This is a genomic window from Fibrobacterota bacterium, assembly GCA_019509785.1.
Lineage (GTDB): Bacteria > Fibrobacterota > Fibrobacteria > UBA11236 > UBA11236 > Chersky-265.
On record JAEKLQ010000045.1, the window covers coordinates 52,923 to 78,769 of the forward strand.

Annotated in this window: 22 protein-coding genes; 15 read left to right on the plus strand and 7 right to left on the minus strand. The window is 62.8% G+C overall.

The features are described 5' to 3' along the window. Positions 1-67: 67 nt before the first annotated feature. The gene (gene atzF / locus JF616_13575; protein MBW8888779.1) at positions 68-1,915 is read right to left on the minus strand and encodes an allophanate hydrolase; all 1,848 of its coding nucleotides are present in this window, start codon (positions 1,913-1,915) and stop codon (positions 68-70) included. 296 nt (positions 1,916-2,211) lie between these two features. Here atzF and JF616_13580 point away from each other — a divergent pair, with 296 nt between their 5' ends. The 12 genes from JF616_13580 to JF616_13635 all read left to right on the plus strand — a co-directional run bounded on the left by JF616_13580 (position 2,212) and on the right by JF616_13635 (position 16,160). Continuing rightward, positions 2,212-3,177, plus strand: a complete 966-nt coding sequence (locus tag JF616_13580; GenBank protein MBW8888780.1) for an ABC transporter substrate-binding protein — start codon at positions 2,212-2,214, stop codon at positions 3,175-3,177. A gap of 59 nt (positions 3,178-3,236) precedes the next feature. Beyond that, positions 3,237-4,226, plus strand: a complete 990-nt coding sequence (locus tag JF616_13585; GenBank protein ID MBW8888781.1) for an ABC transporter permease subunit — start codon at positions 3,237-3,239, stop codon at positions 4,224-4,226. Then, entirely contained in the window at positions 4,223-5,173 is a 951-nt protein-coding gene (locus tag JF616_13590) for an ABC transporter ATP-binding protein (GenBank protein MBW8888782.1), read from the plus strand. The genes JF616_13585 and JF616_13590 overlap by 4 nt, the downstream gene beginning before the upstream one ends. Positions 5,174-5,226: 53 nt before the next feature. Beyond that, positions 5,227-5,940, plus strand: coding sequence for an urea carboxylase-associated family protein (locus JF616_13595; GenBank protein ID MBW8888783.1), 714 nt, complete (start codon positions 5,227-5,229; stop codon positions 5,938-5,940). A gap of 11 nt (positions 5,941-5,951) precedes the next feature. After that, complete coding sequence (locus tag JF616_13600; protein MBW8888784.1) at positions 5,952-6,614, plus strand: urea carboxylase-associated family protein; 663 nt, start codon at positions 5,952-5,954, stop codon at positions 6,612-6,614. 4 nt (positions 6,615-6,618) lie between these two features. Beyond that, entirely contained in the window at positions 6,619-10,353 is a 3,735-nt protein-coding gene (gene uca, locus JF616_13605; GenBank protein ID MBW8888785.1) for an urea carboxylase, read from the plus strand. A 187-nt stretch (positions 10,354-10,540) separates the two neighbouring features. Then, the gene (locus JF616_13610; GenBank protein ID MBW8888786.1) at positions 10,541-10,933 is read left to right on the plus strand and encodes a MarR family transcriptional regulator; all 393 of its coding nucleotides are present in this window, start codon (positions 10,541-10,543) and stop codon (positions 10,931-10,933) included. 187 nt (positions 10,934-11,120) lie between these two features. Then, positions 11,121-11,579 carry a DoxX family protein gene (locus tag JF616_13615; GenBank protein MBW8888787.1) on the plus strand — a complete coding sequence of 153 codons (459 nt, stop codon included), beginning with the start codon at positions 11,121-11,123 and terminating at the stop codon, positions 11,577-11,579. A 35-nt stretch (positions 11,580-11,614) separates the two neighbouring features. Further along, entirely contained in the window at positions 11,615-12,580 is a 966-nt protein-coding gene (locus JF616_13620) for an NADP-dependent oxidoreductase (protein ID MBW8888788.1), read from the plus strand. Positions 12,581-12,625: 45 nt separating this feature from the next. Continuing rightward, positions 12,626-13,300, plus strand: a complete 675-nt coding sequence (locus tag JF616_13625) for an NAD(P)H-dependent oxidoreductase (GenBank protein ID MBW8888789.1) — start codon at positions 12,626-12,628, stop codon at positions 13,298-13,300. A 307-nt stretch (positions 13,301-13,607) separates the two neighbouring features. Next, entirely contained in the window at positions 13,608-15,131 is a 1,524-nt protein-coding gene (locus JF616_13630; GenBank protein ID MBW8888790.1) for a DEAD/DEAH box helicase, read from the plus strand. Between the two features lie 174 nt (positions 15,132-15,305). Beyond that, a complete protein-coding gene (locus JF616_13635; protein ID MBW8888791.1) occupies positions 15,306-16,160 on the plus strand; it encodes a TIM barrel protein in 855 nt (284 codons plus the stop codon). A 3-nt stretch (positions 16,161-16,163) separates the two neighbouring features. Here JF616_13635 and JF616_13640 read toward each other — a convergent pair whose 3' ends face one another. From JF616_13640 to JF616_13655, 4 genes are read right to left on the minus strand one after another with little or no spacing between them, the layout of a single operon-like run. Beyond that, entirely contained in the window at positions 16,164-17,735 is a 1,572-nt protein-coding gene (locus JF616_13640) for a GNAT family N-acetyltransferase (protein ID MBW8888792.1), read from the minus strand. Continuing rightward, positions 17,719-18,336, minus strand: coding sequence for a glycerol-3-phosphate acyltransferase (locus JF616_13645; GenBank protein ID MBW8888793.1), 618 nt, complete (start codon positions 18,334-18,336; stop codon positions 17,719-17,721). The genes JF616_13640 and JF616_13645 overlap by 17 nt, the downstream gene beginning before the upstream one ends. 58 nt (positions 18,337-18,394) lie before the next feature. After that, positions 18,395-18,931 (minus strand): histidine phosphatase family protein, encoded by a 537-nt coding sequence (locus JF616_13650; GenBank protein MBW8888794.1) that lies wholly within the window; start codon positions 18,929-18,931, stop codon positions 18,395-18,397. A 7-nt stretch (positions 18,932-18,938) separates the two neighbouring features. Next, positions 18,939-21,551, minus strand: coding sequence for a radical SAM protein (locus tag JF616_13655; GenBank protein ID MBW8888795.1), 2,613 nt, complete (start codon positions 21,549-21,551; stop codon positions 18,939-18,941). Between the two features lie 163 nt (positions 21,552-21,714). On the opposite strand from JF616_13655, the gene JF616_13660 reads away from it, so the two are divergent. The 3 genes from JF616_13660 to JF616_13670 all read left to right on the plus strand — a co-directional run bounded on the left by JF616_13660 (position 21,715) and on the right by JF616_13670 (position 23,449). Further along, complete coding sequence (locus tag JF616_13660; GenBank protein ID MBW8888796.1) at positions 21,715-22,197, plus strand: N-acetylmuramidase; 483 nt, start codon at positions 21,715-21,717, stop codon at positions 22,195-22,197. After that, on the plus strand, positions 22,198-22,713 hold the full coding sequence (locus tag JF616_13665; GenBank protein MBW8888797.1) for a hypothetical protein: 516 nt from the start codon (positions 22,198-22,200) through the stop codon (positions 22,711-22,713). It begins immediately after the preceding gene. 64 nt (positions 22,714-22,777) lie between these two features. Further along, the gene (locus tag JF616_13670; GenBank protein MBW8888798.1) at positions 22,778-23,449 is read left to right on the plus strand and encodes a methyltransferase; all 672 of its coding nucleotides are present in this window, start codon (positions 22,778-22,780) and stop codon (positions 23,447-23,449) included. Between the two features lie 37 nt (positions 23,450-23,486). Here the strand turns inward: JF616_13670 and treZ are convergent, their stop codons facing one another. Further along, the gene (gene treZ / locus JF616_13675; protein MBW8888799.1) at positions 23,487-25,331 is read right to left on the minus strand and encodes a malto-oligosyltrehalose trehalohydrolase; all 1,845 of its coding nucleotides are present in this window, start codon (positions 25,329-25,331) and stop codon (positions 23,487-23,489) included. A 52-nt stretch (positions 25,332-25,383) separates the two neighbouring features. After that, entirely contained in the window at positions 25,384-25,689 is a 306-nt protein-coding gene (trxA, locus tag JF616_13680; protein MBW8888800.1) for a thioredoxin, read from the minus strand. Positions 25,690-25,847: the final 158 nt, after the last annotated feature.

Below are 25,847 nucleotides of genomic sequence, written 5' to 3' on the forward strand. Positions count from 1 at the left end.
TCGCGCGCGCCGGTCATCCTGCGCATTCTCGGTTTCAAGTCATGCCGGCAACTTACCTACCACGCCCCTACGCTTGCGCGAGGTACGTCCGCCATCCGCCCAAGGCGGTTATGTCCCGGGCTCCTTCGACCGCCCAGGTCTCGCACAAAAAGCCTTTGACCTTCTCCCCGTTCTCCAACTCTACCGTCCCGATGCACAAGGGCTCCAAGACCTTCTCCATAAAGGCGCCCAACGCGGCCGGGCTCATCTCCCATACCTCGAGTTCCAACCGCTCGCCGTTTTCCACCCGCACCACGCCGGGAAATTTCCGGCCCGGCCGTTCGATCACGTGCATGCGATAGTTCGGCGCGGTGCGGACCGTGGCGTTAAGTCGCGCGCCGAGTTCCAGCAATTGCCAATTCAAAGGCTGACCGGAAAGATGCAAGCCGGCCACCGCAAGACGCGCGCTACGCCGACCATCCGGCCCGATAGGATCAATGGCGGGCGAGGAAGAAGCCGAGGGAACGCGATGCGCCGTGGTCCCTAGCCCCAAACCCGTGGCAGCGTGGAAGGCCGCGCCCAAGGAAGCCAAGGCGCCGTCCTGGAACGCCGGCGCGATGAGGGTGACCCCGAACGGGAGGCCGTTGGCGCGCATTCCCGAAGGTATGGCCAAGGCGCATAGATCCAGCAGGTTGACGAAATTGGTATAGGCTCCGAGGCGGGCGTTGACGCCGATCGGATCGGCTTCGACTTCTTCCCGGGTCGGATGGAAGGGAGCGGTGGGCACCAGAAGCGCATCCAAGCCGCGCAAAAGGCCGTGCGCGCGGACCTTCAACTCCCGCAACTTGTAATAGGCGCGGAAGCCCGCCTCCGCGGTGAGGCCTTTCGCCGGCGATAGGATCCGGGTGATCACCGGCAATACGTCCCCGGGCCGGGAGTCCACGAAAGCCCCGAAGGCGGCCTGCCTTTCGGCCAACCATGATCCTTGGTACAAAAGACGGGCTGCTTCGGCGAAGGAGGCGAAAGGGATCTCTACCCGCGTGCCGCCCAAGGCCTCCAGGCGGGCAATGGCCGCTCCGAAAAGCGCGCGGGTCTCGGCGTCGGCGACGGCGAGATGGGATGCATCCGGGACCCCGAATTGGAACCGGGCCGGAGGACGGCCGAAGGCGAGGGCCGCCTGTTCGCGATCGGCAGGAATCTCTCTAGTGAATGGATCCTTGGCATCGATTCCCCGGGCCAGGGAAAAGATCCCGAAGGCATCCTCGCTGGTGAGCGCGAAGACGGACACGCAATCGAGGGAACGGCAGGCCGGAAAGACGCCATAGGCGCTAAGGGCGCCGCGCGAGGGCTTGAGGCCCACCACGTTATTGAAGCCCGCCGGGACGCGACCGGAACCGGCGGTATCGGTGCCCAAGGCGAAAGAGACCAATCCCGCCGCTACCGCGACCGCCGAGCCCGAGCTCGATCCTCCGGGCACGTGGGCGGGATGGAAAGGGTTGCGGACGGTCCCGTACGGGGAGCGGGTTCCCACCAGACCGGTGGCGAATTGATCCATATTCGTCTTGCCGATCAGGACCGCGCCCGCTTTCAATAGACAAGTGACGACGGTAGCCGTGGCTTCCGGGCGGTAGGCGAAGGCAGGGCAAGCGGCCGTCGTTTCCAATCCCTCCACGTCGATGTTGTCCTTCACCGCGAAGGGAACGCCGTACAAGGGAAGGCGCAGGAAACCATCCGGTCCCCGGGACCATTCGGCTTCCAGGGCCGCCAACCTGGCCTGCACCTGGCTCCAGGGAACGCGCGCGATCCAAACCGCCGGGTCCGGAAAATCCTCCAGTTTGCCGCGCAGGCCTTCATAAAAGGAAGTCAGGCGGCCTCCGGCATCCGCGATGCGGGAGCGGAAACTCCCCAAGTCCAAGCTTCCCGCGCTTTCGTTCATCGGCACCCTCGGCCTCCCTCTACCGGTCCCGCTTCCAGCAAGTTTTCATCCAGTTCCCATATTCGGCCAAAACCCAAAGGCGAAGGTAAGCGGATTTCCTATTTCTGACATTAGCCGCCACTTGCATTCCTTTCCTTCCCCATTCATGACATAAGCCTATTCCGTCCCCTAGGGCCGCGCGTTTTTCCCGTCCTTTCCATTGGTATGCGGATTGCAATCCCCCCTGGCAACCTCCAGGAGAACCATCCATGACCGATTCCAATCTGCAGCGCATCCGTGAACAATTCCTCGGCTTCATGAAATTCCTGGCCGCACTGACCTTGGTGCTGCTGGGATTGCACGCGGCCAATGCCGGCGCCCCGCTCAAGATCGCGTACAGCGATTGGCCGGGTTGGGTGGCATGGGACATCGCCGCGCAAAAGGGATGGTTCAAGGAAGCGGGCGTGGACGTGGAGCTCGTCTGGTTCGAATACGTGCCCTCCATGGACGCCTACTCCGCCGGGAAGGTCGATGCGGTGTGCATGACCAACGGCGATGCCCTGGTGACCGGCGCAAACGGCAAGCCCGCCAAGGGCATCCTGCTCAACGATTTCAGCGATGGGAACGACATGGTGGTGGCCAAGGCCGGCATCAAGTCCATGAAGGATCTGAAAGGCAAGAAGATCGGCGTGGAAGTGGGTTTCGTCGATCATCTGCTTCTGCTCAAGGCCCTGGAAGCGGCGGGCATGACGGAAAAGGACGTGACCCTGGTGAATATGCCCACCAACCAGACCGCCCAGGGATTGGCCTCCGGCTCGGTGGACGCCATCGCCGCCTGGCAGCCCAATTCGGGACAGGCCCTGAAGGAAGTGCCGGGATCGACTCCCATCTTCACCAGCGCCAACGCCCCCGGCCTCATCTACGATCTGCTCTACGTGAGCCCGGAAAGCCTGGCAAAGCGCAAGGCGGATTGGAAGAAAGTGGTCCAGGTCTGGTTCAAGGTCACCTCCTTCATCAAGGATCCCAAGAACAAGGATGAATACCTGAAGATCATGAGCGCCCGCGTGGGCCTCAAGCCCGAGCAATACGCGCCTTTGATGAAGGGTACGCATTTCCTCGACTTGGCCGAGAACAAACAGCATTTCGCGGCCGGCAAGGACCTCGCTTCTGTCTTCGGCTCCTCCTCGATCGTGGATGATTTCAACGTGAAGAACGCCGTGTACAAGAAAGCCCAGGACGTCGCAGGATACCTGGACGGGAGCCTCGTATCGGACCTCAAGTAACCCAGCCGTTACCCCCGGTAGGGGCGAAGGCAAAAGCCGCCGCCCCGCCGGCAACGGAAATGGCTCCCCGCCCCGCGCGCCGGGAGCCTACCCAGAAGACGAGGGCCTTCCAGATGCGGAAGGCCCTTACCTCCCGCGCCAACCTGTGGCTGACCGCGGGGGCGTTCCTGCTTCCGCTCTTGGCCTGGTGCGCCGTAAGCTACCTCCCATTCGTCTGGCATCCCAAGGTCACCATTTCCGATCCGGGATCGGTGGACTGGTTCCAGAAAGACATGCAGGTGGACCGGGCGGAGTTCCGCGAAGAGAATCGTAAGGCCGCCGCCGAGGGCCGCGCCTTGGCGCAAGGCCGGCGCGAGAATCCCGTCTACCTGCCGGCCCCGCATCAGGTGGCCCGGGCCCTGGTCACCGCCTTCAAGACCCCGCCCCAACGCGCCGGCGATCCCTGGCTGCACCAAAGCCTGGGCCATAGCATCCGCATCATCGCTTTGGGATTCCTGCTCTCCGTGATTTTCGGGGTCCCCCTGGGCATCCTGTGCGGAACCTTCGGCCTGGTTTCGCGGCTCTCCGAGCCTTTCGTGGATTTCATCCGCTATATGCCCGCGCCCGTGTTCGGGGCCTTATGCGTGGCCATCCTCGGCATCGACGACGCTCCCAAGGTGGCCATCATTTTCATCGGCACCTTTTTCCAGATGGTCTTGGTGGTGGCGAATACGACGCGTTCCCTCCCGTTGCCTCTGCTGGAAGCCGCCCAGACGCTGGGCGCCAAGCAGCGCCAACTGCTCCTCCACGTGGTGGTCCCCGGCGTGCTGCCTCTGCTCTATCGCGACATGCGCATCCTGCTGGGATGGGCCTGGACCTACCTGATCGTGGCCGAGTTGATCGGCGCCAGTTCCGGCATCAGCTTTTTCATCTACCAGCAGGCCAAGTACCGCAACTACGACAACGTCTACGCCGCCATCGTCATTATCGGACTGATCGGGTTGGGCACCGATCTTTTCCTGAAGGGCTTGGGCCGCAAATTCTTTCCCTGGGAAAAGGTGGACCCATGAGCGAAGCCGCCCTGGCCCTCCCCGATTACCGCGATCTCTCCGCGGAACTGGAAGAGCGCTTCCGCGGCATCGCCGCGCGGGAAACCATATTGGAGATAGACGGCGTACGCAAGGACTTTGCCGCGCCGAAGGGCTCGCCAACGCTGCCGCCCGTGCTGGGCGGGGTCTCCTTCGAGGTCAAACGCCGCGAATTCATCTGCCTCATCGGCGCCTCGGGATGCGGGAAGTCGACCTTGCTTCGCATCCTGGGCGGCCTCGAGTCCCGTACCGGCGGCGAAGTGAGGATGAACGGCCGCCAGGTCGACGGGCCAGGCGCGGATCGCGGCATGGTCTTCCAGGAGTACACGCTTTTCCCATGGCTTACGGTGAAGCAGAACGTCATGTTCGGGCCCCGCATGGCCGGCCAGGGTCGCGACCCTTCCGAGGCCGAGGCCTTGCAATGGCTGGACATGGTGGGCCTTTCCGAGCGGGCCAATGCCTGGCCGCACCAGTTATCGGGCGGCATGAAGCAGCGCGTGGCCATCGCCCGCGCTCTGGCCAATTCTCCGCCGATTCTCCTCATGGATGAACCCTTCGGCGCCTTGGATGCGCAGACCCGTTGCACCATGCAGAAGCACCTTCTGCAGATCTGGAAGAACGTGGACGTGACCGTGCTCTTCGTGACCCATGATCTGGACGAAGCCATCCTATTGGCGGATCGCATCGTGGTGCTGGGCGCGCGTCCGGGGCGGATCCTCGAAATCATCCAAGTTCCCGTGGATCGCCCGCGCCATGTCGGTCAATTGCTTTCGCCGCATTTCCTGGCGACCAAGAAAAGGCTGGAACAGCTGATCCATCCCGATGATCCGGAAGCGGACCAGGATCTGCCCATCATCCGCATGACCCAGGTGGGGGATGAAGCGGAAGAACCGGGGGCCGGCCGGATCCGGACCTTGCCGGGAGCCTGAATGCTTCCGCGAAATCCATTCGCAAACTACCTTAGACCCGGAAATAGGATATCATGGCCGAAGATCTGATCCTGAACGAAACCTTGCGCGGCGGCGGCATGTGGTCCTGGACCCTCAAACGCGGCACCGCGCTGCGCCTGACCGCGACGGAAGCCGGCGCCAACGTATCCGCCTTGTTCCTCAATGCCGACGCGCCCCTGGAGCGTTACAACATGCCCGACACCCTGAAGGCCCAGTTCATCGCCTTCCTGACCAAGGGCAACGTGCTGTATTCCGATATGGGCCGGGTACTCTGCTCGATCATCGACGACACTTGCGGCTGGCACGACACCTTGTGCGGGGCTACCGACGCGCGCTTGACCGAAACCAAATATGGGACCACGGATTACCAGCAACAGCGCAACGACATGTACCGTAACGGACGTGACAACTTCCTGGTCGAACTGGGGAAATACGGGCTGGGGCGCCGCGATCTGCCCGTGCCCGTGAATTTCTTCAGCAAGGTGATGGTCGACGACGACGGGAATCTCAAGTTCCAAGCCGGCAACGCGCGGGCCGGAGCGGCGGTGGAATTGCGCGCCGAGATGAACGTGCTGGTGGTGTTGTCGAATACGCCCCACCCGATGGATCCTTCCGGAAGATACGCGCCGCCTCCCGTCCGCATGCAAGTCCAGCGCGTCCCCGCCCCCGGCGCCGACGATCCCTGCCGCCGTTTCCGCGCGGAAAACGCCCGCGGATTCATCAACACCGAAATCCTTTTCCGCTGAGGTCCGTGAGCATGCCCACCTTGGTCTATACCGAAAGCGCTTTGCGAACCGGTGATGCCGTCCACGACGAAATCCTTCCCGCCGGCAAAGGTTGGCTGCACCCCATCAAGGCCGGCCAATACTTCCGCATCCTGGATTTGGAAGGAAACCAGGCCGTCGACACCTTGTTCTACAATGCCGCCGATGCGGGCGACCGCTACGACGCCATCAACACCATCCGGGCCCAGGGGAACATCTTCCTGACCACGGGGACGCGCCTGATCTCCAGCGAAGGCAACGTCCTCTTGACCATCACGGCCGATACTTGCGGACGGCACGACACCTTGGGCGGGGCCTGTTCGGCGGAAAGCAATACCGTACGCTATGCCTTGGAGAAGCGGCATATGCATAGCTGCCGCGATAGCTTCTTGCTTCGGATGGCCCATTCCAGCGAAGGGCTGACCAAACGCGATTTGGCCAGCAATATCAACTTCTTCATGAACGTCCCGGTGACCCCAAAGGGCGAACTCACCTTCGCCGACGGCGTATCGGCTCCCGGCAAGTACGTGGAGATGCGCGCCGACATGGACGTCCTTTGCCTCATTTCCAATTGCCCCCAGCTCAACAACCCGTGTAACGCCTATAATCCCACCCCCATCCGGCTTTTGATCTGGGACCCTCCCGCCGCAGGATAAACGCATGTTCAGCAAAGTCCTCATAGCTAACCGCGGCGAAATCGCCTGCCGCATCGCCCGCACCTTGCGCAAGCTCGGCATCGCGTCGGTGGCGGTCCATTCCGAGGCCGACGCGGGCTCGCTGCACGTGGCCGCTTGCGACGAAGCCGTCGCGATCGGCCCGGCCCCGGCCGCCCAGAGTTATCTCGACACGGGGCGCATCCTGGAAGCCGCGCGCCGGACCGGCGCCCAAGCCATCCATCCCGGTTACGGATTCCTGAGCGAGAATGCCGCCTTCGCCGAGGCTTGCCAGCAGGCGGGAATCGTTTTCATCGGGCCGACGCCCGGGCAAATGCGCGACTTCGGGCTAAAGCACACCGCCCGGGCCCTGGCGGCCGAAAGCGGCGTTCCGCTTTTGCCCGGCACGGGCCTGTTGGCCGACGCCGCCGACGCCATCGCCAATGCCGAACGCATCGGCTACCCGGTCATGCTCAAAAGCACGGCGGGCGGGGGCGGCATCGGCATGCAGGTCGTGGGGGACGCTTCGCAGCTGGCATCGGCCTGGGAAACCGTGAGCCGCCTATCGCAAAGCAACTTCAAGCACGGCGGCATTTATCTGGAGAAATACGTGGCCCGCGCCCGCCATGTCGAGGTCCAGATCTTCGGCGACGGACGCGGCAAGGTTCTCGCCCTAGGCGAACGCGACTGTTCCGCCCAACGCCGTAACCAGAAAGTCTTCGAGGAGACCCCCGCCCCCGGCCTCTCCCCCGCCCTGCGCGCCGCCCTGCATGGATCCGCCGTCCGCCTCTGCGAATCCATCGCGTACCGCGGCGCGGGCACCGTCGAATTCGTGGTCGACGCCGACGCCTCGGCATCGGATTCCGCCGCCGGTTTCTGGTTCCTCGAAGTCAACACCCGCTTGCAAGTCGAGCACGGCGTCACCGAAGAAGTGGCGGGAATCGATCTGGTGGAGTGGATGGTGCGTTTGGCCGCCGGGGAATTGGGCGACCTCGCCGCACTCCAACCCAATCTGCGGGGAGCAGCCATCCAGGCCCGCGTGTATGCCGAGAATCCGCGCCTGGATTTCCGTCCCAGCTCCGGCCTCTTGACCGAAGCCGCCTTCCCTAACGATTGCCGCATCGATACCTGGGTCGAACGCGGCAGCGAAGTATCCCCCTTCTATGATCCCTTATTGGCCAAGGTCATCGCCAAAGGCAAGGACCGGGAAGAGGCCCTGGCCAACCTACGGAAGGCCCTTGCGGAGACGCGCTTCGCCGGCATCGAAACCAACCTGGAATTCCTGCGCGCGGTGGCCGCGTCCCCGGAATTCGACCAAGGCCGCATGATCACGCGTACCTTGTCCTCCTTCGCCTACGTGTCGCACACGGTCGACGTTCTCTCCCCCGGCGCCCAGACCACGGTGCAGGATTATCCGGGCCGAACCGGTTTTTGGGACGTAGGCGTTCCGCCCTCCGGGCCTTTCGACGCCTTCTCCTTCCGTTTGGCCAACCAACTCTTGGCGAACCCTCCGGCCGCGGCCGGCCTGGAAATCACGGTAGCGGGACCCACCTTACGTTTCAGCCGCGCCTGCGCCATCGCCATCACCGGCGCCAGCCTGCCTTGCTCGCTCTCCGGACCGGAAGGCGAACGAGCGGTGCCCATGTGGACGAGGGTGCCCGTGCCCGCGGGCTCTACGCTTAAGCTTGGGGCGATCACCGGCTCGGGTCTGCGCGCCTACCTCGCGGTGGAAGGCGGCTTCGACTGCCCGCGATACCTGGGAAGCCGCTCGACCTTCACCTTGGGCAATTTCGGCGGGCATGGCGGCCGGGCCCTGAGGGCCGGCGACGTGCTTCCCTTGCCCGCTACGCCTGCAATCGCCACGGCGAGCCATGAGGCTTCGGTCGAAGCCGAGAACGGCGCAGCGTCTATGGCAGCGGCATCGCAGCCGCTCCCCGTCTCCCTGCGGCCGGACATCGTGCGCGCCTGGGACATAGGGGTCCTCTACGGTCCCCACGGCGCGCCGGATTATTTCACCCCGGCCGATATCGAAATGCTCTTCGCCACCGCCTGGGAGGTCCACTACAATTCCAATCGCACCGGGGTAAGGCTCATAGGGCCCAAGCCCGAGTGGGCCCGGACCGATGGCGGCGAGGCGGGCTTGCACCCTTCGAACATCCATGATAACGCCTACGCCATCGGGGCGGTGGATTTCACGGGGGATATGCCCATCCTCTTGGGGCCCGATGGCCCGAGCCTGGGCGGATTCGTTTGCCCGGCCAGCATCGTGCAGTCCGAACTCTGGAAGATGGGCCAACTGAAGCCCGGCGACACCGTGCGTTTCCGCAAGCTCAGTTTGGATCAGGCGCGCGCCTTGGAACGCGCCCAAGAGGATCTCATCACGCGGGTCGGGACTCCCGTTCCCCAGGGTTTCGCGGACGAACCTCGCGGTAAATATCAGACCGCCTCCTCTCCCCCGCCCGCCTTCCCGTCTTCCGGCTTCGGCCCCGATCGCTGTATCCTCGGCGAAATCCCGGCCCGCGGCGAGGCGCCCCAGGTCCGCTACCGTCGTTCCGGGGATCGCAACCTGCTGGTCGAATACGGTCCGCCCGTGCTTGATCTCGCCTTGCGGTTCCGCGTGCACGCCCTCATGGAGCGCCTGCACTCGCTGGCCTTGCCCGGCGTCCTCGATCTCACCCCGGGCATCCGCTCCCTGCAAATCCATTTCGACGGGCGCGTGATTCCCATGGAATCGCTGCTCTCGTCCCTCATGGAAGCCGAAGATTCCTTGCCCGAGCAGGACCAACTCGAGGTTCCTTCCCGCATCGTACGCATGCCCTTATCCTGGGATGACGACGCCATCCATGCGGTCATCCGCAAGTACATGCAATCGGTGCGCGCGGATGCTCCCTGGTGCCCGAGCAATATCGAGTTCATCCGCCGCATCAACGGCTTGGATAGCATTGAGGACGTGCGCCGCATCATATTCGACGCCGATTTCATGGTGATGGGTTTGGGCGACGTCTACCTGGGCGCGCCGGTGGCGACCCCCTTGGATCCCCGCCATCGCCTGGTGACCACCAAGTACAACCCCGCCCGCACCTGGACGGTGGAAAACGTGGTAGGCATCGGCGGCGCGTACATGTGCATCTACGGAATGGAAGGGCCCGGCGGCTACCAGCTATTCGGCCGCACCTGCCAGGTCTGGAACCCGTGGCGGCAAACCGCGGAGTTCCGCGAAGGCAAACCCTGGCTGCTACGCTTCTTCGACCGCATCCGGTTCTATCCCGTCTCCGGCGAGGAGCTGCTGGATTTCCGGGCCCGCTTCCCGCGGGGCCAAGCCGCCCTCGAGATCGAGGAAGGCACCTTCCGCCTGGCCGAGTACCAAAGCTTCCTGACGGACCAAGCCGGCCCTATCGCGGACTTCCGCGCCCGGCAAAGATCCGCTTTCGCGGAAGAACGGGAAAGATGGAAAGCCGCCGGGGCCTCGGGCGAGGGCCAAGTTACCGTCCTTTCGGGTAACCTGGATGTTACCCAGGAAATATCCGGTACCCCGGTGGACGCGCATATTTCGGGCAACGTGTGGAAGGTACTGGTGGAGGCCGGTCAATCCGTCGCGGCCGAAACCCCGCTGCTGATCCTGGAGAGCATGAAGATGGAGTTCACGATTACCGCTCCCACGGCGGGAACGGTGATAGCGGTGCTGGCCCGGGAGGGAATCCTGGTCACCGCCGGGCAAACCCTCATCTATCTCGACTCCTGAGCCCAATAGCCAGCCTCGAAATGGGCAGGTAGTTCGCCCCTGAAATTGCCGTATTCGCTGAATAGCCAATTATTTGAAGGATAAGACTTGCCTTTTTACCAAATATGGTTTATACTTAAACTGTATGAATGAGAACGGTCATAGTCTCCGAGCGAAGGCCCAGCAAAGCCTGGAGTGCTGGCTGCAGATGATCCGCACCTATGATTATCTGCAGGCTCAGGTGGCGTCGTTATTGCAATCCCACAGCCTGACCGTTCCTCAATTCGAAGTGCTTTCCACGCTGAAGTCGGCCGAATGCCCCAACCAGCAGGAACTGGCCCAGCGTCTTCAGGTCACCAAAGGCAACCTGGTCGGCCTCATCGATCGGCTCACCGAACGCGGCTGGGTCGAGCGGGTGCAGGTTCCCGGTGATCGTCGCGTTAACGGGGTGCGTATCACGGATGGCGGCCGGGACATGTTCCAAAAGGCCTTTCCTGAACAATTGGGGGTAGTCGAAAAAATGATGGCTGACCTGGACGAAAGCGAACTGCAAACCCTTCAGGGCCTGCTTAAGAAGCTGACGCCTTGCAACAAGGATTGACCTTGATAGGCCTTTTTTTTGGCTCCCATCGTTTAAGTAATAACCTTATGTGTATTAACGATCTATTCGGAAACCATATCTCTTTAAACCATCCCCTTCCAAAGGATTCCTTATGATACTCGAAAACCCCACCCGCTCAACCGCCCATGCGAACGCATCGGCGCCGGCTTCGACTTGGAAACGGGCCATGCATGCTTTCTTCGCGACCCGGCCGGATGCCTCAGGTCTCCTCCTTCGACTGGCCCTGGCCATTACCATGTTCCCCCACGGAGCGCAGAAAGCCCTGGGATGGTTCGGCGGTTTCGGGTTCTCCAAGACCGTCGGCTTTTTCGTGAGCGGTGGCATGCCGGCGCCCCTCGCCGTCCTGGTCATCGCGGCGGAGTTCCTGGGTCCGATAGCCTTGGTCCTGGGGTTCTTCACGCGTTGGTCCGCCTTCGGCATCGGCCTGGTGATGCTGGGCGCGGTGGGAATGGTGCATTCCCATAACGGCTTCTTCATGAACTGGATGGGCAACCAGAAGGGCGAGGGCATCGAATATTTCATTCCCGTGATCGCCATCGCCTTGGTTCTGCTCGTGAATGGCGGCGGACGTTTTGCCTTGGATGCAATCCTCGCGAAACGAATTTTCAAGGGCTCCCAGGCTTAATCGGAAAACGAATCGGAAACGAGAAGGAGAATGACATGAGCACGCAATCCCAGAACCAAACGGAAACCCTGAACCCAGCCGGGCAAACCACCATGAAAGCCGTACGCATCCATGCCTTCGGCGGCCCGGAGGTAATGCGATACGAAGACGCGCCGCGGCCGCAACCGAAATCCGGCGAAGTTCTGATCAAGGTGAAGGCCTCGTCGGCGAACCCGGCGGATTACAAGATGGCCAGCGGTCTTTTCGGGCAATTGCCATTGCCCGCCACCCTGGGCTTCGATTTTTCCGGCACGGTGGAAGACCTCGGCCCGGGAGTGACGAAGTGGAAGGTGGGCGACGACGTGTTCGGAACCGCTTTGGGTAGCTTAGCCGGATATCGCGTATCCCCGCAAGGTGAGCTGGCAGCCAAGCCCGCGGGCCTCGAGCATGCGAAGGCGGTGACCTTGCCGGTGGCGGCCCAGACGGCTTGGAAGGCCCTGTTCGACACGGCCCAATTGAAGGCGGGACAGAAGGTTCTGATCCAGGGCGGCGCGGGTGGCGTAGGCGGCTTCGCGATCCAGCTGGCGAAGGACAAAGGCATATTCGTCGCGGCTACCGCATCGGGAAGGAACCAGGCTTACCTGAAGAGGCTGGGCGCCGATCTCGCCATCGATTATGGTCAAACCCGTTTCGAGGACGTGGCGCGCGATTTCGACGCGGTCTTCGATACCGTAGGCGGGGAAGTCCAGTCGCGATCCTTCCGGTCCTTAAGGAAAGGCGGCATCCTGGTCTCCATCGTGCAGCCGCCGTCCCAGGAAGAGGCCGCCAAATACGGCGTTAAGGCCGAGATGATCAGGAACTCGATGAACCCGGAGGCCCTGGAATACATGGCCGGTTTGGCCGCGGCGGGCAAGCTCCAAATCGAGATCGCGGCCACTTTCCCGTTAGCGGAAACCGCGAAGGCGATGGAAATACTCAAGGCCGGCCACACGCGGGGCAAGATCGTGATTCTCGTAGGATAAAAGCAAAGCCGTCCACCTCCCATCGGGGACGGCAAGGAGGATAGGATGAAGTTATTGCATATCGATTCCAGCGCCAGCCCGGGCCCCTCTTGGTCCCGGCGGCTTACGGCGGGCTTCGCGGAAGATTGGCGGGATCGCCGTCCCGGCAGGGAAATCCTCTATCGGGATCTCAACGCGCGCCCGGCGCACGCGGTCACCAGCGATTTGCTGGAAGCCATTTATGCCCCCAAAGGCAGCGAGCTGGCGCCCCACAAGCTCGGGGCGTTGGACGCATCCAACGCCTTGGTGGAGGAATTCCTGTCCGCTGATGCCTACGTGTTCGGCGTGCCGATGTACAATTTCTCCGTCCCAGGATCGTTCAAGGCCTGGATCGATCACGTTGTCCGCATTGGCCGCACCTGGGTGCGCGGGCCCAAGGGCATGGAGGGGCTCGTGAAGGGCCGCAAGATGCTCATCATATCCACGCGGTCGGGTGACTACGGGAAGGGCGGTCCGAGGGAAAGCTTCGACTTCCACGAACCGTATTTGCGCAAGATATTCGGACTAGTGGGCATCGAAGACATCGACTACTTGCCGGTAATCAACAGTCCCGCCCACGATCGATCCGAACGCGCCTTCGCGGAAGCCCAGGCGAACCTTATCGCCATCGCAGATCGGTGGGAATCCGATCTGGACGCCAGCCGGTCCGATGCCGGGGCGGGCGGAAACCTGGCCGCATAAACGTCGCCTTGCGGGAAACGTCCGTAGCGGGGAGGTTACTCCCCGTCGGCGTATTTCCGCCGGGAACAGGTAATTTGGCGATCTTTGCGCCCGGGCACGCCGTCCCGGACAGGAATTCCTTGCAATCTTTTACCGTATTTGTATTCTTATCGCAGACTGGCCCGTTTCCCCCTCTTTTTTGCCAGTCTCTCCGGATCAGGAACTTTACCGTCCTTTTCCCATGCAACGCGGCACCGGTCCAAGGGGGACGTCTCGTGGACCCGGGTAGCGCTCGCGTAACCGTCAAGAGAACCTAGGAGTTCCAATTTTGCTTTTCAGAGATCTGAATCTCATTCCGTCCATTTTGTCCGCCGTGGAAGATCAGGGCTATACCACGCCCACGCCCGTGCAGGCCGCCGCCATCCCGCCCATCCTCGAAGGCCGTGATTTGCTGGGCTGCGCCCAGACCGGCACCGGCAAGACCGCCGCCTTCGCCTTGCCCATGCTCCAGCGTTTGTCGCAAAACCCTTCGGCCCATGGCCGTCCCGTGCGCGCCCTGGTGCTCACGCCCACCCGCGAGCTCGCCTTGCAAATCGAAGAAAGCTTCGCCGCCTACGGTAAGAACCTCGGCTTAAGGCATGTCGTGATTTTCGGCGGCGTCGGCGAAGGCCCCCAGAAGGCCAAGCTCCGCGCCGGCGTCGACATCGTGGTGGCCACGCCCGGTCGCTTGATGGACTTGCTCGGTCAAAGGGCCCTCACCTTGCAGCACGTCGAAATCTTCACCCTCGACGAAGCGGATCGCATGCTCGACATGGGATTCGTCCGCGACGTGAAAAAGATTTGCGCCCTCGTGCCCGCCAAGCGGCAGACCCTGCTCTTCTCGGCGACCATGCCTCCGGAAATCCGCAAGCTGGCGGACGGATTGCTGCGTCAGCCCGTCAAGGTGGAAGTCGCCCCCGTCTCCGCCACTGCCGACAAAATCGATCAGAACGTGTACCATGTCCAGAAGGACGGCAAGACCGGCCTGTTGCGGCATATCCTGGCCGACGCCAGCGTGACCCGCGTATTGGTCTTCACCCGCACCAAGCATGGCGCCGATCGCCTCCAGCGCAGCCTGGAAAAGTTCGGCATCCCGGCGGAAGCCATCCACGGCAACAAGTCCCAGGGCGCCCGCGTACGCTCCCTGACTAATTTCAAGGACGGCTCCTCGCGCGTGCTGGTCGCCACCGATTTGGCCGCCCGCGGCCTGGACGTAGACGACATCTCGCACGTGGTCAATTACGATTTGCCCAACGAACCGGAAACCTACGTGCACCGCATCGGCCGGACCGGCCGCGCCGGGCGCGCCGGGGTCTCCTTTTCCTTCTGCGCCCCGGACGATACCGGATTCCTGCGCGATATCGAACGCCTGATCCGCATGCGCATCCAGGTGACCCCGACTCCCGCGGAGGCCGAATTGCGGTCGCCCGAACCAATGGCCATCAGCGCCGCCAGGATCGGGAACGACTCCGCCCGCGAAGGCGGCCGTAGCGACGGCAGCCGTGGAGACGGCAGCCGGAACGGGCGCGGCCCGGGCCGTGGCCGTGGGAACGGCGCTTCAGGATTTTCCGATGACCGCCGGGACAGCGGGCATCGCCGCGCCTCGACGGGGCATAACCCCGCGGGACGTGGTGGCCGGGAAGGCCGCACGGAAAACCCCCAACCCGTGAACGGGAACGCCAAGGACACCCGCCCTTCCCATTTGCGGAGTTCCGATCGGGATGCGCATAGCAACGGGAATGCACCTGCCCCGCGGAAAAACCGCGGCGGCGGACGCACCTTCGTGCGCGAATACTACAGCAACGAACGTTGATCCGAAGGGGGGCCTTAAGGCCCCCTGCTTCCCGCTAATCCTAGAACCCGATTTTCGAGAAATGCCCGGACGTCAATAGTCCGGTCGTGGAACCCATACCGAAATCCTTCGGTTTAGCCTACCTTTTCCAAGCACCGCCCTTTCGAATCAGGGGCCAAAGTTTAAGGGGAAAGCATGAGTTCCGATACCAAGATCCCGCGCGTAGTGAAGAACGGCCGTATCAAAACCGCTCCCGCCCGCTGGTGCCTGCACGATATGGGCGAAAAATGGTCTCCGGAACGGATTTGCCAAACCGCCGTGGCCCTCGGGTGCAAGGCGATCGAGGTGGTGCCCCTGGAAGAGTACCCCTTGCTGAAGAAATACGGATTGCATTGCGCGCTCGGTCAGGCGCATATGTTCGTGCGCGGCCTGAACAACCCGCTTCACTGGGACGAGTGCCACTCCAAGTTCACCAAGACCATCGATGCCAATGCCGAATTCGGATTCCGGAACATCGTCACCTTCACGGGCTTTTCGGACACGACCATTCCCGAACCCGGATCGCGCCCCGGCAGCAAGGTCGGGTACGAGGAAGGCTTGCGCAATTGCATCGAAGGCTACAAGAAGATCGTCGGCTACGCGGAGAAAAAAGGCTCGGTGCTATGCCTGGAAGCCCTCAACACCCGCGACGGCGCGGACATGAAAGGGCATCCCGGCTACCAAGGCGATCATTTCGACTTCTGCCTGGAAGTAGTCAATAAGGTGGGTTCCCCCGCCCTGAAGCTTTGTCTCGATTACTACCACGTGCAGATCATGGACGGTGATTTGATCCGGCGCACCCGGGCCCTGAAGGCCGAGCAGATCGGGCACGTGCAGGTGGCGGGCGTTCCGGGACGCGGAGAGCTGGACAAGGATCAGGAGGTCAATTGGCCGGCCGTGATGAAGGCTTTGCTGGCTATCGGTTACGACGGGTACGTCGGGCTGGAATTCATCCCTGCCCGCGATGCCCTGCAAGGATTGATCGAAGCCATCACCCTCCTCGACGTCTGACCGCTATCGCAAGACAGCGGCGATGCGCTCCAAAGCGAAGTCCACATCCGCATCGGGGTGGTCGGCCATAAGGCAGATCTGGAGCCAATTGCGCTCGGCCAGGTAGCCGCTCTGGTAATTGAGGAGGATGCCTTGGGATTCCAAAGCGCGCCCGGCATCCAGGGAAGGGATTTCCGATGGCGCCATTAAGGTGAAGACGGCCGGCGACGCCGAGGCGGCGGCAGCCAAAACCGGAATGCGTTCTTGCTCCAACCTCTGCCTTACTTTCCCGGACAGGTCCGTGAGACGTCGCAGGAACGCTCCGCCGCGCCTATCGCGCAAGGCGGCCTCCAACGCCGCCAACAAATTGGAAGAACCGCTATACGGCAACCCGCCCTCGGATGCGTATGCCGCGAGGTCCAAATAGCGGGGCAAGGGCGCCTCGCCCCGCTCCGCGGGAAGGCGATGGAATACCATGGCCATGCCGGTGAAACCCCCGAGGCCCTTGCCGGATACCCCGGAAGCCAAATCGATCCCGGAAAGATCCACCGGAACCGTTCCCAAGGAGCTGATGCAATCCAGGTTCAGCCCAGCCCCGCCCGCAAAGCAGGCTTCGCGCAAGGCTTCCACGGGATTCAGCACCCCGGTCGAGGTTTCGCAGTGCACGGCCCACACCCAATCGAATCCGCCGTACTTCAGTAACCTCTGTGCTACCCTCCCCGGATCCAGCGCCTCGCCCCAGGGTTGCCGCAGGACCTCATGCCGTAAGGAGAAGCCTTCCGCATGGCGTACCAGCCTTTCCCCGAACTCCCCGTTGCTGAGGATCAGGCCACGGCCCGGGCGCAGGGAAAGCCGCGCGGCCACCACGTCATTGGCCATGGTGCCCGTCCCCATCAGTACCTGCACGTTCGCCGCGCCCGTCATGGAAAGAAGCATGGACTTGACCCGGGCCAACCTTTCCGCGTAGGCGGCCGAACGATGCGACTCCACCGGGCCGGCCAGGGCCGCGCGCACGCTGGGCGCGTGGGCCACCGGGCCCGGAAGCAAATTGACGGTTCGGGCCGCGGCCGGCAGAACGCCCAACTTCCCGTTCAAGGTGGCCTTATCGATGCGCATGGGCTGGTACCAAGCGCCATCGGATCCCACCTTGGGGCCGAAGGGCCGGAACCCGAACTTGGCGTACAGGCCCGCGTTCTCGAGGCGGCCGGAAATGAGGCCCACATCGTAGTCCATTTCCAGGCAGCGGGCCAGGAGGGCCTTCATGAGCAGGCCGAAGGCCGGGCCGCGCCTGCGTTCGGGAAGCACCGATAGTAGGCGGATCTCCACCGCCCGCGCCCCGGGCGGGAGATAAGCGTCGAGGTCGGGGAGTTTGGCGTCCAGGGAAAACGGGCGGCGATCCCGCAAGGCGACCATTCCCACCACCGACTCCCCGTCCAGGCATACCAGATAAAGGTTCTCGCCGTGGAACTTGTCGATCAGGCATTGTTCTTCGTTGGGATGATGTTGGGGGATTTCCTCCACGAAGGTGCGGTAATTCAGCTTTCCGATCTGTTCGAACTCGCCGGCGCGGTCGGCGATCTTAACCTGCAAGGGCATCTTCACTCCGGGTTTTGATGGGAAGGGCATGGGAGCGGTGCGCCCAGAGCACCAAGGCCGAGGCCAAGGCCAGGGAGGTAACCTGGGCGATACCCCAGCGCGGAAAAGGGAGGAAAGGCATCACCGCCATGGGTAGCACTCCCGAAAGCAGGCGGGCGGCGCGATGGCGAGCGCCCAAGATCAAGGGCGCGAAGTAAAGCAGCAATCCGGTGGGCAGGAAGCGCCAATCCAGGCCGATCATCGCGCCCAAGGCGGTGACCAGCCCCTTGCCCCCGCGGAATCCCAACTGCGCCGGCCAGACGTGGCCGGTGACCACGCAGGCGGCCAGGATCGGGATCCAGTCCGGTCTTAGGCCGAGCGCGCGTGCGATCCAGATCACGCCGGCGCCTTTCAGCGCATCGACGGCGAAGACCAAGCCGAAACCCGCGCGGCCCAATTCCCGTCCCACGTTGCGGGCTCCGGTCGATCCGCTATGGCGGCCGCGGATATCCGTTCCCAGACGCCATCGGACCAGGTAATACCCGGAGCTGAAGCAGCCGACGGCATAGGCGCAAAGGGCGTAGGGGGCGAAGAGAAGCGCGGAAGTGAACCCGTTTAGCATCCTTAACGGGACGCTTTCGGCGATTGGGAAGGTAACTGGCGGTGGGTCGGCTCCAGCGTCAGTCCTCAAAAAGGTATATCGTGCCGCCGACGGGTCTCATGGGAACCGTGCCTTTGAAGCCGGCGAGGCGCAAATCCTTTTCCAGGTATTGCATGAAGAAACCATGGGTCACGATCAGCACGTTGCGCCCGGCGAAATCCCGTTTCAGCCGGGCGACGAAGGCGGCGATGCGTTCCTGGGTCTGGCGACGGTTCTCCCGCTGCGCGGCATGGTACACATACCACCCCATCCGGCTGGTGGCCTGCCACATGAACAGCGGCAAGTTGAGTCCCCGGGGCAGGAATGTCGAGAAAGGGACTTCGCGGAGCAGGGGCGTGGTCTCGATGCCACCTTTATACAGGGTGCGCGCCGTGAAGTGGGCCCGATGCAGATCGCTGGAAAGGCAATGATCCCATTCATCCCCCAAGGGCGGCAGGGGGCGAGGGGTAACCTCGGTGGTATCGTACCAATGCGCCCAGGCGTCGAAGCCGGGCCCGTCCATCAGTTGGAAACGGTTATGCGGGATCCGGAAATGTCGCACCAAGCCGATACGCATGCTTCAATTATAGAATCGCTAGGCTTTGGCCGCGGGAGGCCGCGATCGCGTCCGCCGGCAATGGGATGGCGGGAAGCCATCGGGCGAAGGCGCCGATACGGGCCCATTCCTCCGGGGCAGGCAAACGAAAACCGTCCCGCAGGAAATCGACGGGCGCGAACTTGGCGGCCCCGCGCACGCGCACGATCCAACGGCCGTTCCCGTCCTCCTCGGCTTCCATGCCTTTCACGATCCGCTTCTTGAGGGAATCCTTGCTGAGCTCGCAGATGCGCCGGCCGCCTTCTTTCCGCAAGGTCTGACGAAGCCCCTTCGACTTGCAATAGCGATCGAAATCCGGCGGGAAGGGCGATAGGAAAGAGTAGTCCCATTCGCGCGCTTCTTCGACGGGGGCGAAAGAAGCCGAAATCTCGCCGCGCAGTTCGCCCCATTCCGCGAAGAAGGCGTTGACCTCGAAAAGGAAATCGGGATCCGCCAGGCGGGCACGCAGGATTTCCAGGCCCGCGGGCAGCCATTCCAGCACCACGCCGTCGTCCCCGGCTACGGGACAGGCTTCCTTCGCATCCGGGGCCCAGGCCTCGCGGAAGCGCCAGAAATGCGGCACCAGTTCCTGATCGGCGCGCATCAGGCAACTCGCCAGGATCAAAGCGGGATACTTCCGGGGCAAACCTTGCACCTTGGCGGTGAAGCGAACGCCCAGGGCGATGGCGTCCGCGCTTTGCCGGATCAATTTCCGGCGCGCATCGAAACCGTCGGCGTCCGCCTCATGCTCGCGGCGCAAATCGGTGAGAAGGGCGATCTCTTCCTTGCTCTCGCAGGCGGAGCAGGCCAGGCAGGCGGCTTCTTCTTCCTTGGTGCCCAGGCAATAACCGGGATCGACATAACGGCGCGCGCGCTTGTATTGGACGTGCAGGAATTCGCGCCGCACGCCCGTCTCCCAGCGGGTCCAGGGCTTGGCCTTGCTGGCGGCCAGGTCGAAACCTCCCAAGGCCTGTTCATCATCCACGCCGGCGTCGGCGAGACGGGAGCGCAGGGATTCCATGAATTCCATGTCCATCTCGCGGTAATAGCGGAATCCGGTTTCGGAAGTGGCGACCTTGAGGGCGGCCCAATAGGCCGGGCGATCGGCGCGTACCAGAACCTGGGAGACGTAGTTCTCGGCCTCGTCGGCGGCGCCGCGGTATTCAAAACCGCCCATGCGCGCGACATGCCCGATGCGACGGGCCGAACGCGCGTAGGCTTCGGGGAGATAGGCGGGCGCGAACTCGAGGGGCGTCCACGGGAAGCGGACCAGGGGCGTGGCGCTGAAGACGACGCGCGGGCGATGCCCGCCGTTGCGCATGATGGCCGGCAAACCTTTGACGAAGGCCTCGAACTCGAGGAAATCCTCCTCCTCCTCGACGCCGGTGAGGATCATGAACACCTTCAGCTCCCGCAGAGGGCGCCGTAGCACCGCTCCCAGCGCCTTCCAAAGATCGGGCTCATCCAGTCCCTTCTGCAAGTAACGCCGCAGGCGCGCGGATATGCCTTCCATGCCGAAGGTGAGGCTCCCCTTCCCCACCGCGCGCAAGTAGTCGAGGATGGCCGGGTCGCGCGCGATCATATCGAAGCGTTGGCTCTTGAGGCCGATGGCGCTGAAGCGCTTGGACAGCTCCTCCAGGAGCGGATAGAGATCCTGGTAGAAGTTGAAATTGAAGCTGAAGAGATCGATGCCTTCCAGGCCCATGTCCCGCTTCAGCTTCAGCGCGCCCCGAACCACCGCGTCCACGGGATTTTCCCGGTAGGGCTTGGTATCGAAGCTTTCGGCGCAGAAGGAACAGAAGGCCGGGCACCCCCGGCTGATCGCCACGGGCTCTTGGCCCAGGCCTTCGGTCTTATAGATCATCGGCCGGGCCGCCGCCACCTTGCGCAGGTCCAAGGTCTCGTTATTTCGTTTGCGCGTGCGCCGATCCTGGCCCGGGCGCGCGAAGCCGGGCACCGAAAGCAGCTTTTCGAGCACCGCCTCCTTGGACCAGCCCAAGCGCTTGCCCTGGGCGCAGATGACCATCAAATCCTGGATGTCCTCGATCTGTTCCCCGGTGAAGATCCCGTCCACGGGGGAATCGGAATGATCAAGCAAGGAAGTATGCAGCGAATTGGCCCCGCCGATCAGGATCAAGGGAAGGTCGTGCCGCGCTAAGCGTTCGGCGGGAGGCAACGCCAGGCCGCTCCGCTCCATCAAGGCCGGCAGGTTGACCAGTTCCTGCACGATGGCATTACTCAATGCGAGTACGTCGAAATCGGACGGCCCGCGTTTGGTCTGGGTCCCCAACAGCCAAGGGACGCCGTCCCGGGTCATCAGTTCGCAATCCTTGGGAGGCGGTAGATACGCCAGATCCGGGAAAACCTGCGGAAGATCGGCCAGGGCCTGATAGAGTAATGGATGCGTGAAGGACTCGGAAGTGTCCAGATAGGTGGACATGCGCGCGATGAGAACCCGTAACGGGCGGGTTTCCCATTGCGAAGCCGGCAGGGTATTCCATTCGCCGCCCCGCAGCCATAAGCCTTGCCCGCTCAGGAAGGGGAAATTGGCGTCGTACCAGGAGGTAAAGCCCGGTCCATTAGTTGAGAGTTCGGTTGCCATAGGATGCGCGTCGCGCGGCAAGAATATAGAAAGCGGAGCTCCGCCTACCTCTAGCAGAAGCCGGGAGTTTAGTTACTTTAGACCGCTTTTCGCGGTTCGCGTTACCTGTGCCACGATTTCCGGATCAATAATCGACTCTTCTATCATCCAGGGAGAATGGAAAATGGCCGATTTCGAGCCTGCCGTCACCAAGACCATCCGCCGCGAAGGCGGGGACACGCTGACCGATGATCCGGATGATCCGGGAGGATTGACCCGCTACGGGATCAGCAAGCGCGCCCATCCCGAGGTGGATCCGCGCAACCTGTCCCTGGAGAGCGCGAAAGAGATTTACCGCAAGGAATACTGGATCCCCTGCCAAGGCGACGCGATCAAGAGCCAGCTTCTGGCCGAACTCGTTTTCGATAGCGCGGTGAACATGGGAGTGAACCAGGCGATCAGGCTGACGCAGATCGCGGCCGGCATCGATGCGGACGGCGTCCTCGGCAATGGAACCATGCAGGCCATCAACGAGGCCGATCCCGCCACCTTCGCGGCGGCTTTCACCCTCGCGAAGATCGCCCGGTACCTGGCGCTGGTGAAGAAGAACCGTAAGCTAGAGAAGTACTTCTACGGATGGGTCCGCCGGACCCTGGAGGTGGGTTAAATGGGCGCGATGTCTTTCATCTCATCAATGTTCAGCGGCGGCATCGGGGACGTGGTGGAAAAGGTCGGGGATGCCATCCACAAGAACGTCACCAGCGATAAAGAGCGGATGGCCCTGGATAACGAGGCGGCCAAGGCCGCGCAGGACTTCAATATCAAGCTCGCCCAGATGGACACCGACTTGGCCAAGGGCCAGATCGACGTGAACCTGGAGGAATCCAAGAATCCGCATCTGTTCGTGGCGGGATGGCGTCCCTTCATCGGATGGCTTTGCGGGATCACCCTGGGGATCATGTTCATCCCCAAGTGCATCGTGATGACCATATTCTGGGGCTTACAGGCTTATCGGAACGCCCATGGGGACGGCCAGCCGATGCCGCAACTTCCCGAATTCCCGGACCTGGGCTCGGGCCAAATGCTGGGGCTCGTGAGCGCGATGCTCGGCCTGGGCGGCCTGCGGACCTTCGAAAAGGTCAAGGGCGTCGAATCGACGGGCATCCGGGTTTTCAACCGATAAATCCACGGCAAAAGCTTGGTGATTCCGGATCCTTTCCGATTTATATAGATCGGAAAGGTATCCCATGACCTCCGCCTCGATACCCACATGCCTGCCTTCGGACGCACTGCTGGCGCGGTTCGCGCCCGCCGCGCCCGTTCCCGGACGCCCGGACCTGATCGCCTGGCAGGCCCGCGACGTATTCGACCTATGGAAAGCCTGGGAAGAAGAGTCGGGCGTGAAACAGGATATCCCTTATTGGGCCACCGCCTGGCCGGCGGCGAGGCTTACGGCCGCCTACCTCGGGAAGCATCCGGAAACGGCGGCGGGGAAGGTGGTCCTGGATTTTGGATGCGGCGGAGGCGTGGCCGCGCTGGCGGCCGCCAAGGCCGGCGCGACCCGCGTGATCGCCAACGATATCGATACCGCCGCCCTGGCCATGGCGGAAAGGAATGCGGCCCTGAACGGCCTGACCCTGGACATCGAAGACGGCAACCTTCTCACGCGTCCGCCCAATCCGGAGTGGAACGTGATTTTGGTCGCGGATCTTTTCTATGAGAAGTCGGTCGCAGGGCCCATGCTGGATTGGCTACGGCGGGCCCTGTCCCAAGGGTCGCGCGTACTCATCGCCGATGCCTGCCGCCCTTTCGCGCCGCAAGCGGGCGTCCGGCTCCTCGCCGAGGAGACCTACGCCACGGACGTGGATCTGGAAGGTTCGGAGGCTCGTAAGGTGCGCCTGCTCGAACTTCTCCCCTGATGCGGCCAGGCGCGACGCTGGCCCCAGCCGCGGTCGCTTAGCCCTCGTCCGTGCGACGATAAAGCACGAAACTATGCGGTGCGATTTCCAGATGATCCTCCGGCCGGGCCGTACGCGGGGCCCGGCTTCCGGGACCGCCCCATTCCGTATCCGCGGAATCGAGAGCCGATTCCCATTTGCCTTCCCGCGTCGGCAATGCGCAACGGGAGGCCTCCGACCCGTAATTGAAGATGGCGGCAATCTCGCCGGCGGGAAGATCGTCCGTCCCTAGGACGCGCCGGCGCAGGAAAAAGCAGGATCCGGAAAAGTCCATCTCCATGCCGGCCCGATGCAGCCGGGATAAGGCGGGTAAGCCCTTCCGCAACGCGATAAGCCGCCGATAAAAGCGCAGCACGGTGCGATGAGGCTCGCGATCCAGGCTGGCCCAGTCCAACTTGCAACCCTCGAAAGTCCCGGGGGCGATGGGATCGGGTAGATGCTCATCGGCATGTAGGAAGGCGAACTCCTCCCTTCGTCCCTTGCGCACGGCTTCGGAAAGCTGCGGATCGCCGTAATCCCCGAAGAATTGGAACGGGCGCGTTTCCGCGTATTCCTCTCCCATGAACAAGAGGGGGAGATAAGGCGAGAGGAACAAGGTGCCCGCGGCCAGCTTATAGGCTTCAGCGTCCACCACCGCGTTGAATCGCTCCCCCCCGGGGCGATTACCCACCTGGTCGTGGTTCTGGATGAAGGCCACGAACTGCCTGGGCGGCCGCAAGGCCGAGGAGGCCCCGAATCGCTTCTCGCGCGAAGGGCAGTATTCCCCGGAGTAAACGAAGCCCTCGCGGAAGGCCTTGGCCAATTGATCGGGTCTGCCGTAATCGAGCCGATAGCCCGAGGTCTCCTTGCGCAACAAGGCATCCACGCAATGTTGGAAATCGTCCAACCATTGCGCTTGCATCCCGTAGCCTCCCGCGTCCCGCCCGGTAATGACGCCGGGATCGTTAAGATCGCTCTCGGCGATCAGGAAACGGCGGCGCCCGTGGCGAAGCGAAAATTCCGCCACCCGTTCTTCCAGCTCTGCCAGGAAATGCGTCGCCGACATATCGTACATCTGATGGATCGCGTCCAGGCGCAAGCCGTCGATATGGAATTCACGCAGCCAATACAGCGCGTTCTCGATGAAGAAGTCCCGGACCTGATCGCTCCGCTTGCCGTCGAGGTTGACGGCCTTTCCCCAGGGCGTCTTGTAGTGGTCGGTGAAATAGGGGCCGAATTCGGCCAGGTAATTGCCCTCCGGCCCCAGATGGTTGTACACCACGTCCAATACCACCGCGATGCCCCGCGCATGCGCGGCATCCACCAGGCGCTTCAGCGCTTCCGGGCCGCCGTAGCTGTTCTGCACCGCATATAGGTAAGCCCCGTCATATCCCCAATTGCGTTCGCCGGGGAATTGGTTCACCGGCATGATCTCGATGGCGTTGACGCCCAGGTGCGCCAGGTGTTCCAGCTTGGGGATGATGGCGTCCAAGGTGCCTTCGGGCGTGAAGGCGCCAACGTGGATCTCGTATAGGATGGCTTCCTCGAGGGCAATGCCCGTCCACGCGGAATCTTTCCAGGCGAAGGTTCCGTGATCCCATACCTGCGATGGCCCATGCACTCCGAACGGCTGGTAGCGCGAAGCCGGGTCGGGCCGGAACTCCCCATCGCCTACGCTGAACAAGTAATTCGTACCCGGCTGGATATCCGGGCATTCGATTTCCCAGTATCCGCTCGGATGCAGGCGCAATTCACGCTCAGGCTGGCCCAGATCGGGAAAACGGATACGCACCCGCTTGGCTTCCGGCGCGAACACGCGGAACAGGCATGCCTTACCGCTTTGCCACAATGCTCCGACTTGCATGATTTCCCCTCCGGCTCCCCGAAGGACGGGAACCAAATAGGAAAAAACCCTTTTAAAGGCGGGGGTTCAATTCCCTTTTCAGATCGGGCAGAGGCATGGCGCCGGTGATGCGGTGGGCCTCGCGCCCGCCCTTGAATAGGATGAGAGTGGGGATGCCGGAGATGCCGAAACGCGAAGCCAGTTCCGGCTTCTTATCCGTGTCGATCTTGATGACGGTTATCCGCCCCTTCCATTCGCGGGCGAGATCCTGGAGGACGGGAGCCATCATCTTGCAGGGGCCGCACCAATCGGCCCAGAAGTCGGCGAGCACGGGCAAAGGTTGGGAGGCGATGAAGGCGTCGAAATCGCCGGAAGCCATGGGACCCCTCCGAGGTTTCCCTTAACATACATCTTGGGTCGGCTTCGGCAAGATTAAGCCCCCTACCCCAAACGCGACAGGCATGCCGCCGCGAGTTTATCGAGGAGCCAGGCCCCATTCCAGGTGAGCCCGCGAATCTCGGGAGTCGCCGCCAGCCA

What these genes read in the sequence shown, in the direction of transcription:
- JF616_13620 (MBW8888788.1), top strand. Translation starts at nt 11,615, where the DNA reads ATGAGCACGCAATCCCAGAACCAAACGGAAACCCTGAACCCAGCCGGG.
- atzF (MBW8888779.1), bottom strand. Translation starts at nt 1,915, where the DNA reads ATGAACGAAAGCGCGGGAAGCTTGGACTTGGGGAGTTTCCGCTCCCGC.
- JF616_13580 (MBW8888780.1), top strand. Translation starts at nt 2,212, where the DNA reads ATGAAATTCCTGGCCGCACTGACCTTGGTGCTGCTGGGATTGCACGCG.
- JF616_13625 (MBW8888789.1), top strand. Translation starts at nt 12,626, where the DNA reads ATGAAGTTATTGCATATCGATTCCAGCGCCAGCCCGGGCCCCTCTTGG.
- JF616_13600 (MBW8888784.1), top strand. Translation starts at nt 5,952, where the DNA reads ATGCCCACCTTGGTCTATACCGAAAGCGCTTTGCGAACCGGTGATGCC.
- JF616_13655 (MBW8888795.1), bottom strand. Translation starts at nt 21,551, where the DNA reads ATGGCAACCGAACTCTCAACTAATGGACCGGGCTTTACCTCCTGGTAC.
- uca (MBW8888785.1), top strand. Translation starts at nt 6,619, where the DNA reads ATGTTCAGCAAAGTCCTCATAGCTAACCGCGGCGAAATCGCCTGCCGC.
- JF616_13670 (MBW8888798.1), top strand. Translation starts at nt 22,778, where the DNA reads ATGACCTCCGCCTCGATACCCACATGCCTGCCTTCGGACGCACTGCTG.
- JF616_13610 (MBW8888786.1), top strand. Translation starts at nt 10,541, where the DNA reads ATGATCCGCACCTATGATTATCTGCAGGCTCAGGTGGCGTCGTTATTG.
- JF616_13650 (MBW8888794.1), bottom strand. Translation starts at nt 18,931, where the DNA reads ATGCGTATCGGCTTGGTGCGACATTTCCGGATCCCGCATAACCGTTTC.
- treZ (MBW8888799.1), bottom strand. Translation starts at nt 25,331, where the DNA reads ATGCAAGTCGGAGCATTGTGGCAAAGCGGTAAGGCATGCCTGTTCCGC.
- JF616_13660 (MBW8888796.1), top strand. Translation starts at nt 21,715, where the DNA reads ATGGCCGATTTCGAGCCTGCCGTCACCAAGACCATCCGCCGCGAAGGC.
- JF616_13635 (MBW8888791.1), top strand. Translation starts at nt 15,306, where the DNA reads ATGAGTTCCGATACCAAGATCCCGCGCGTAGTGAAGAACGGCCGTATC.
- trxA (MBW8888800.1), bottom strand. Translation starts at nt 25,689, where the DNA reads ATGGCTTCCGGCGATTTCGACGCCTTCATCGCCTCCCAACCTTTGCCC.
- JF616_13585 (MBW8888781.1), top strand. Translation starts at nt 3,237, where the DNA reads ATGGCTCCCCGCCCCGCGCGCCGGGAGCCTACCCAGAAGACGAGGGCC.
- JF616_13590 (MBW8888782.1), top strand. Translation starts at nt 4,223, where the DNA reads ATGAGCGAAGCCGCCCTGGCCCTCCCCGATTACCGCGATCTCTCCGCG.
- JF616_13665 (MBW8888797.1), top strand. Translation starts at nt 22,198, where the DNA reads ATGGGCGCGATGTCTTTCATCTCATCAATGTTCAGCGGCGGCATCGGG.
- JF616_13615 (MBW8888787.1), top strand. Translation starts at nt 11,121, where the DNA reads ATGCATGCTTTCTTCGCGACCCGGCCGGATGCCTCAGGTCTCCTCCTT.
- JF616_13645 (MBW8888793.1), bottom strand. Translation starts at nt 18,336, where the DNA reads ATGCTAAACGGGTTCACTTCCGCGCTTCTCTTCGCCCCCTACGCCCTT.
- JF616_13595 (MBW8888783.1), top strand. Translation starts at nt 5,227, where the DNA reads ATGGCCGAAGATCTGATCCTGAACGAAACCTTGCGCGGCGGCGGCATG.
- JF616_13640 (MBW8888792.1), bottom strand. Translation starts at nt 17,735, where the DNA reads ATGCCCTTGCAGGTTAAGATCGCCGACCGCGCCGGCGAGTTCGAACAG.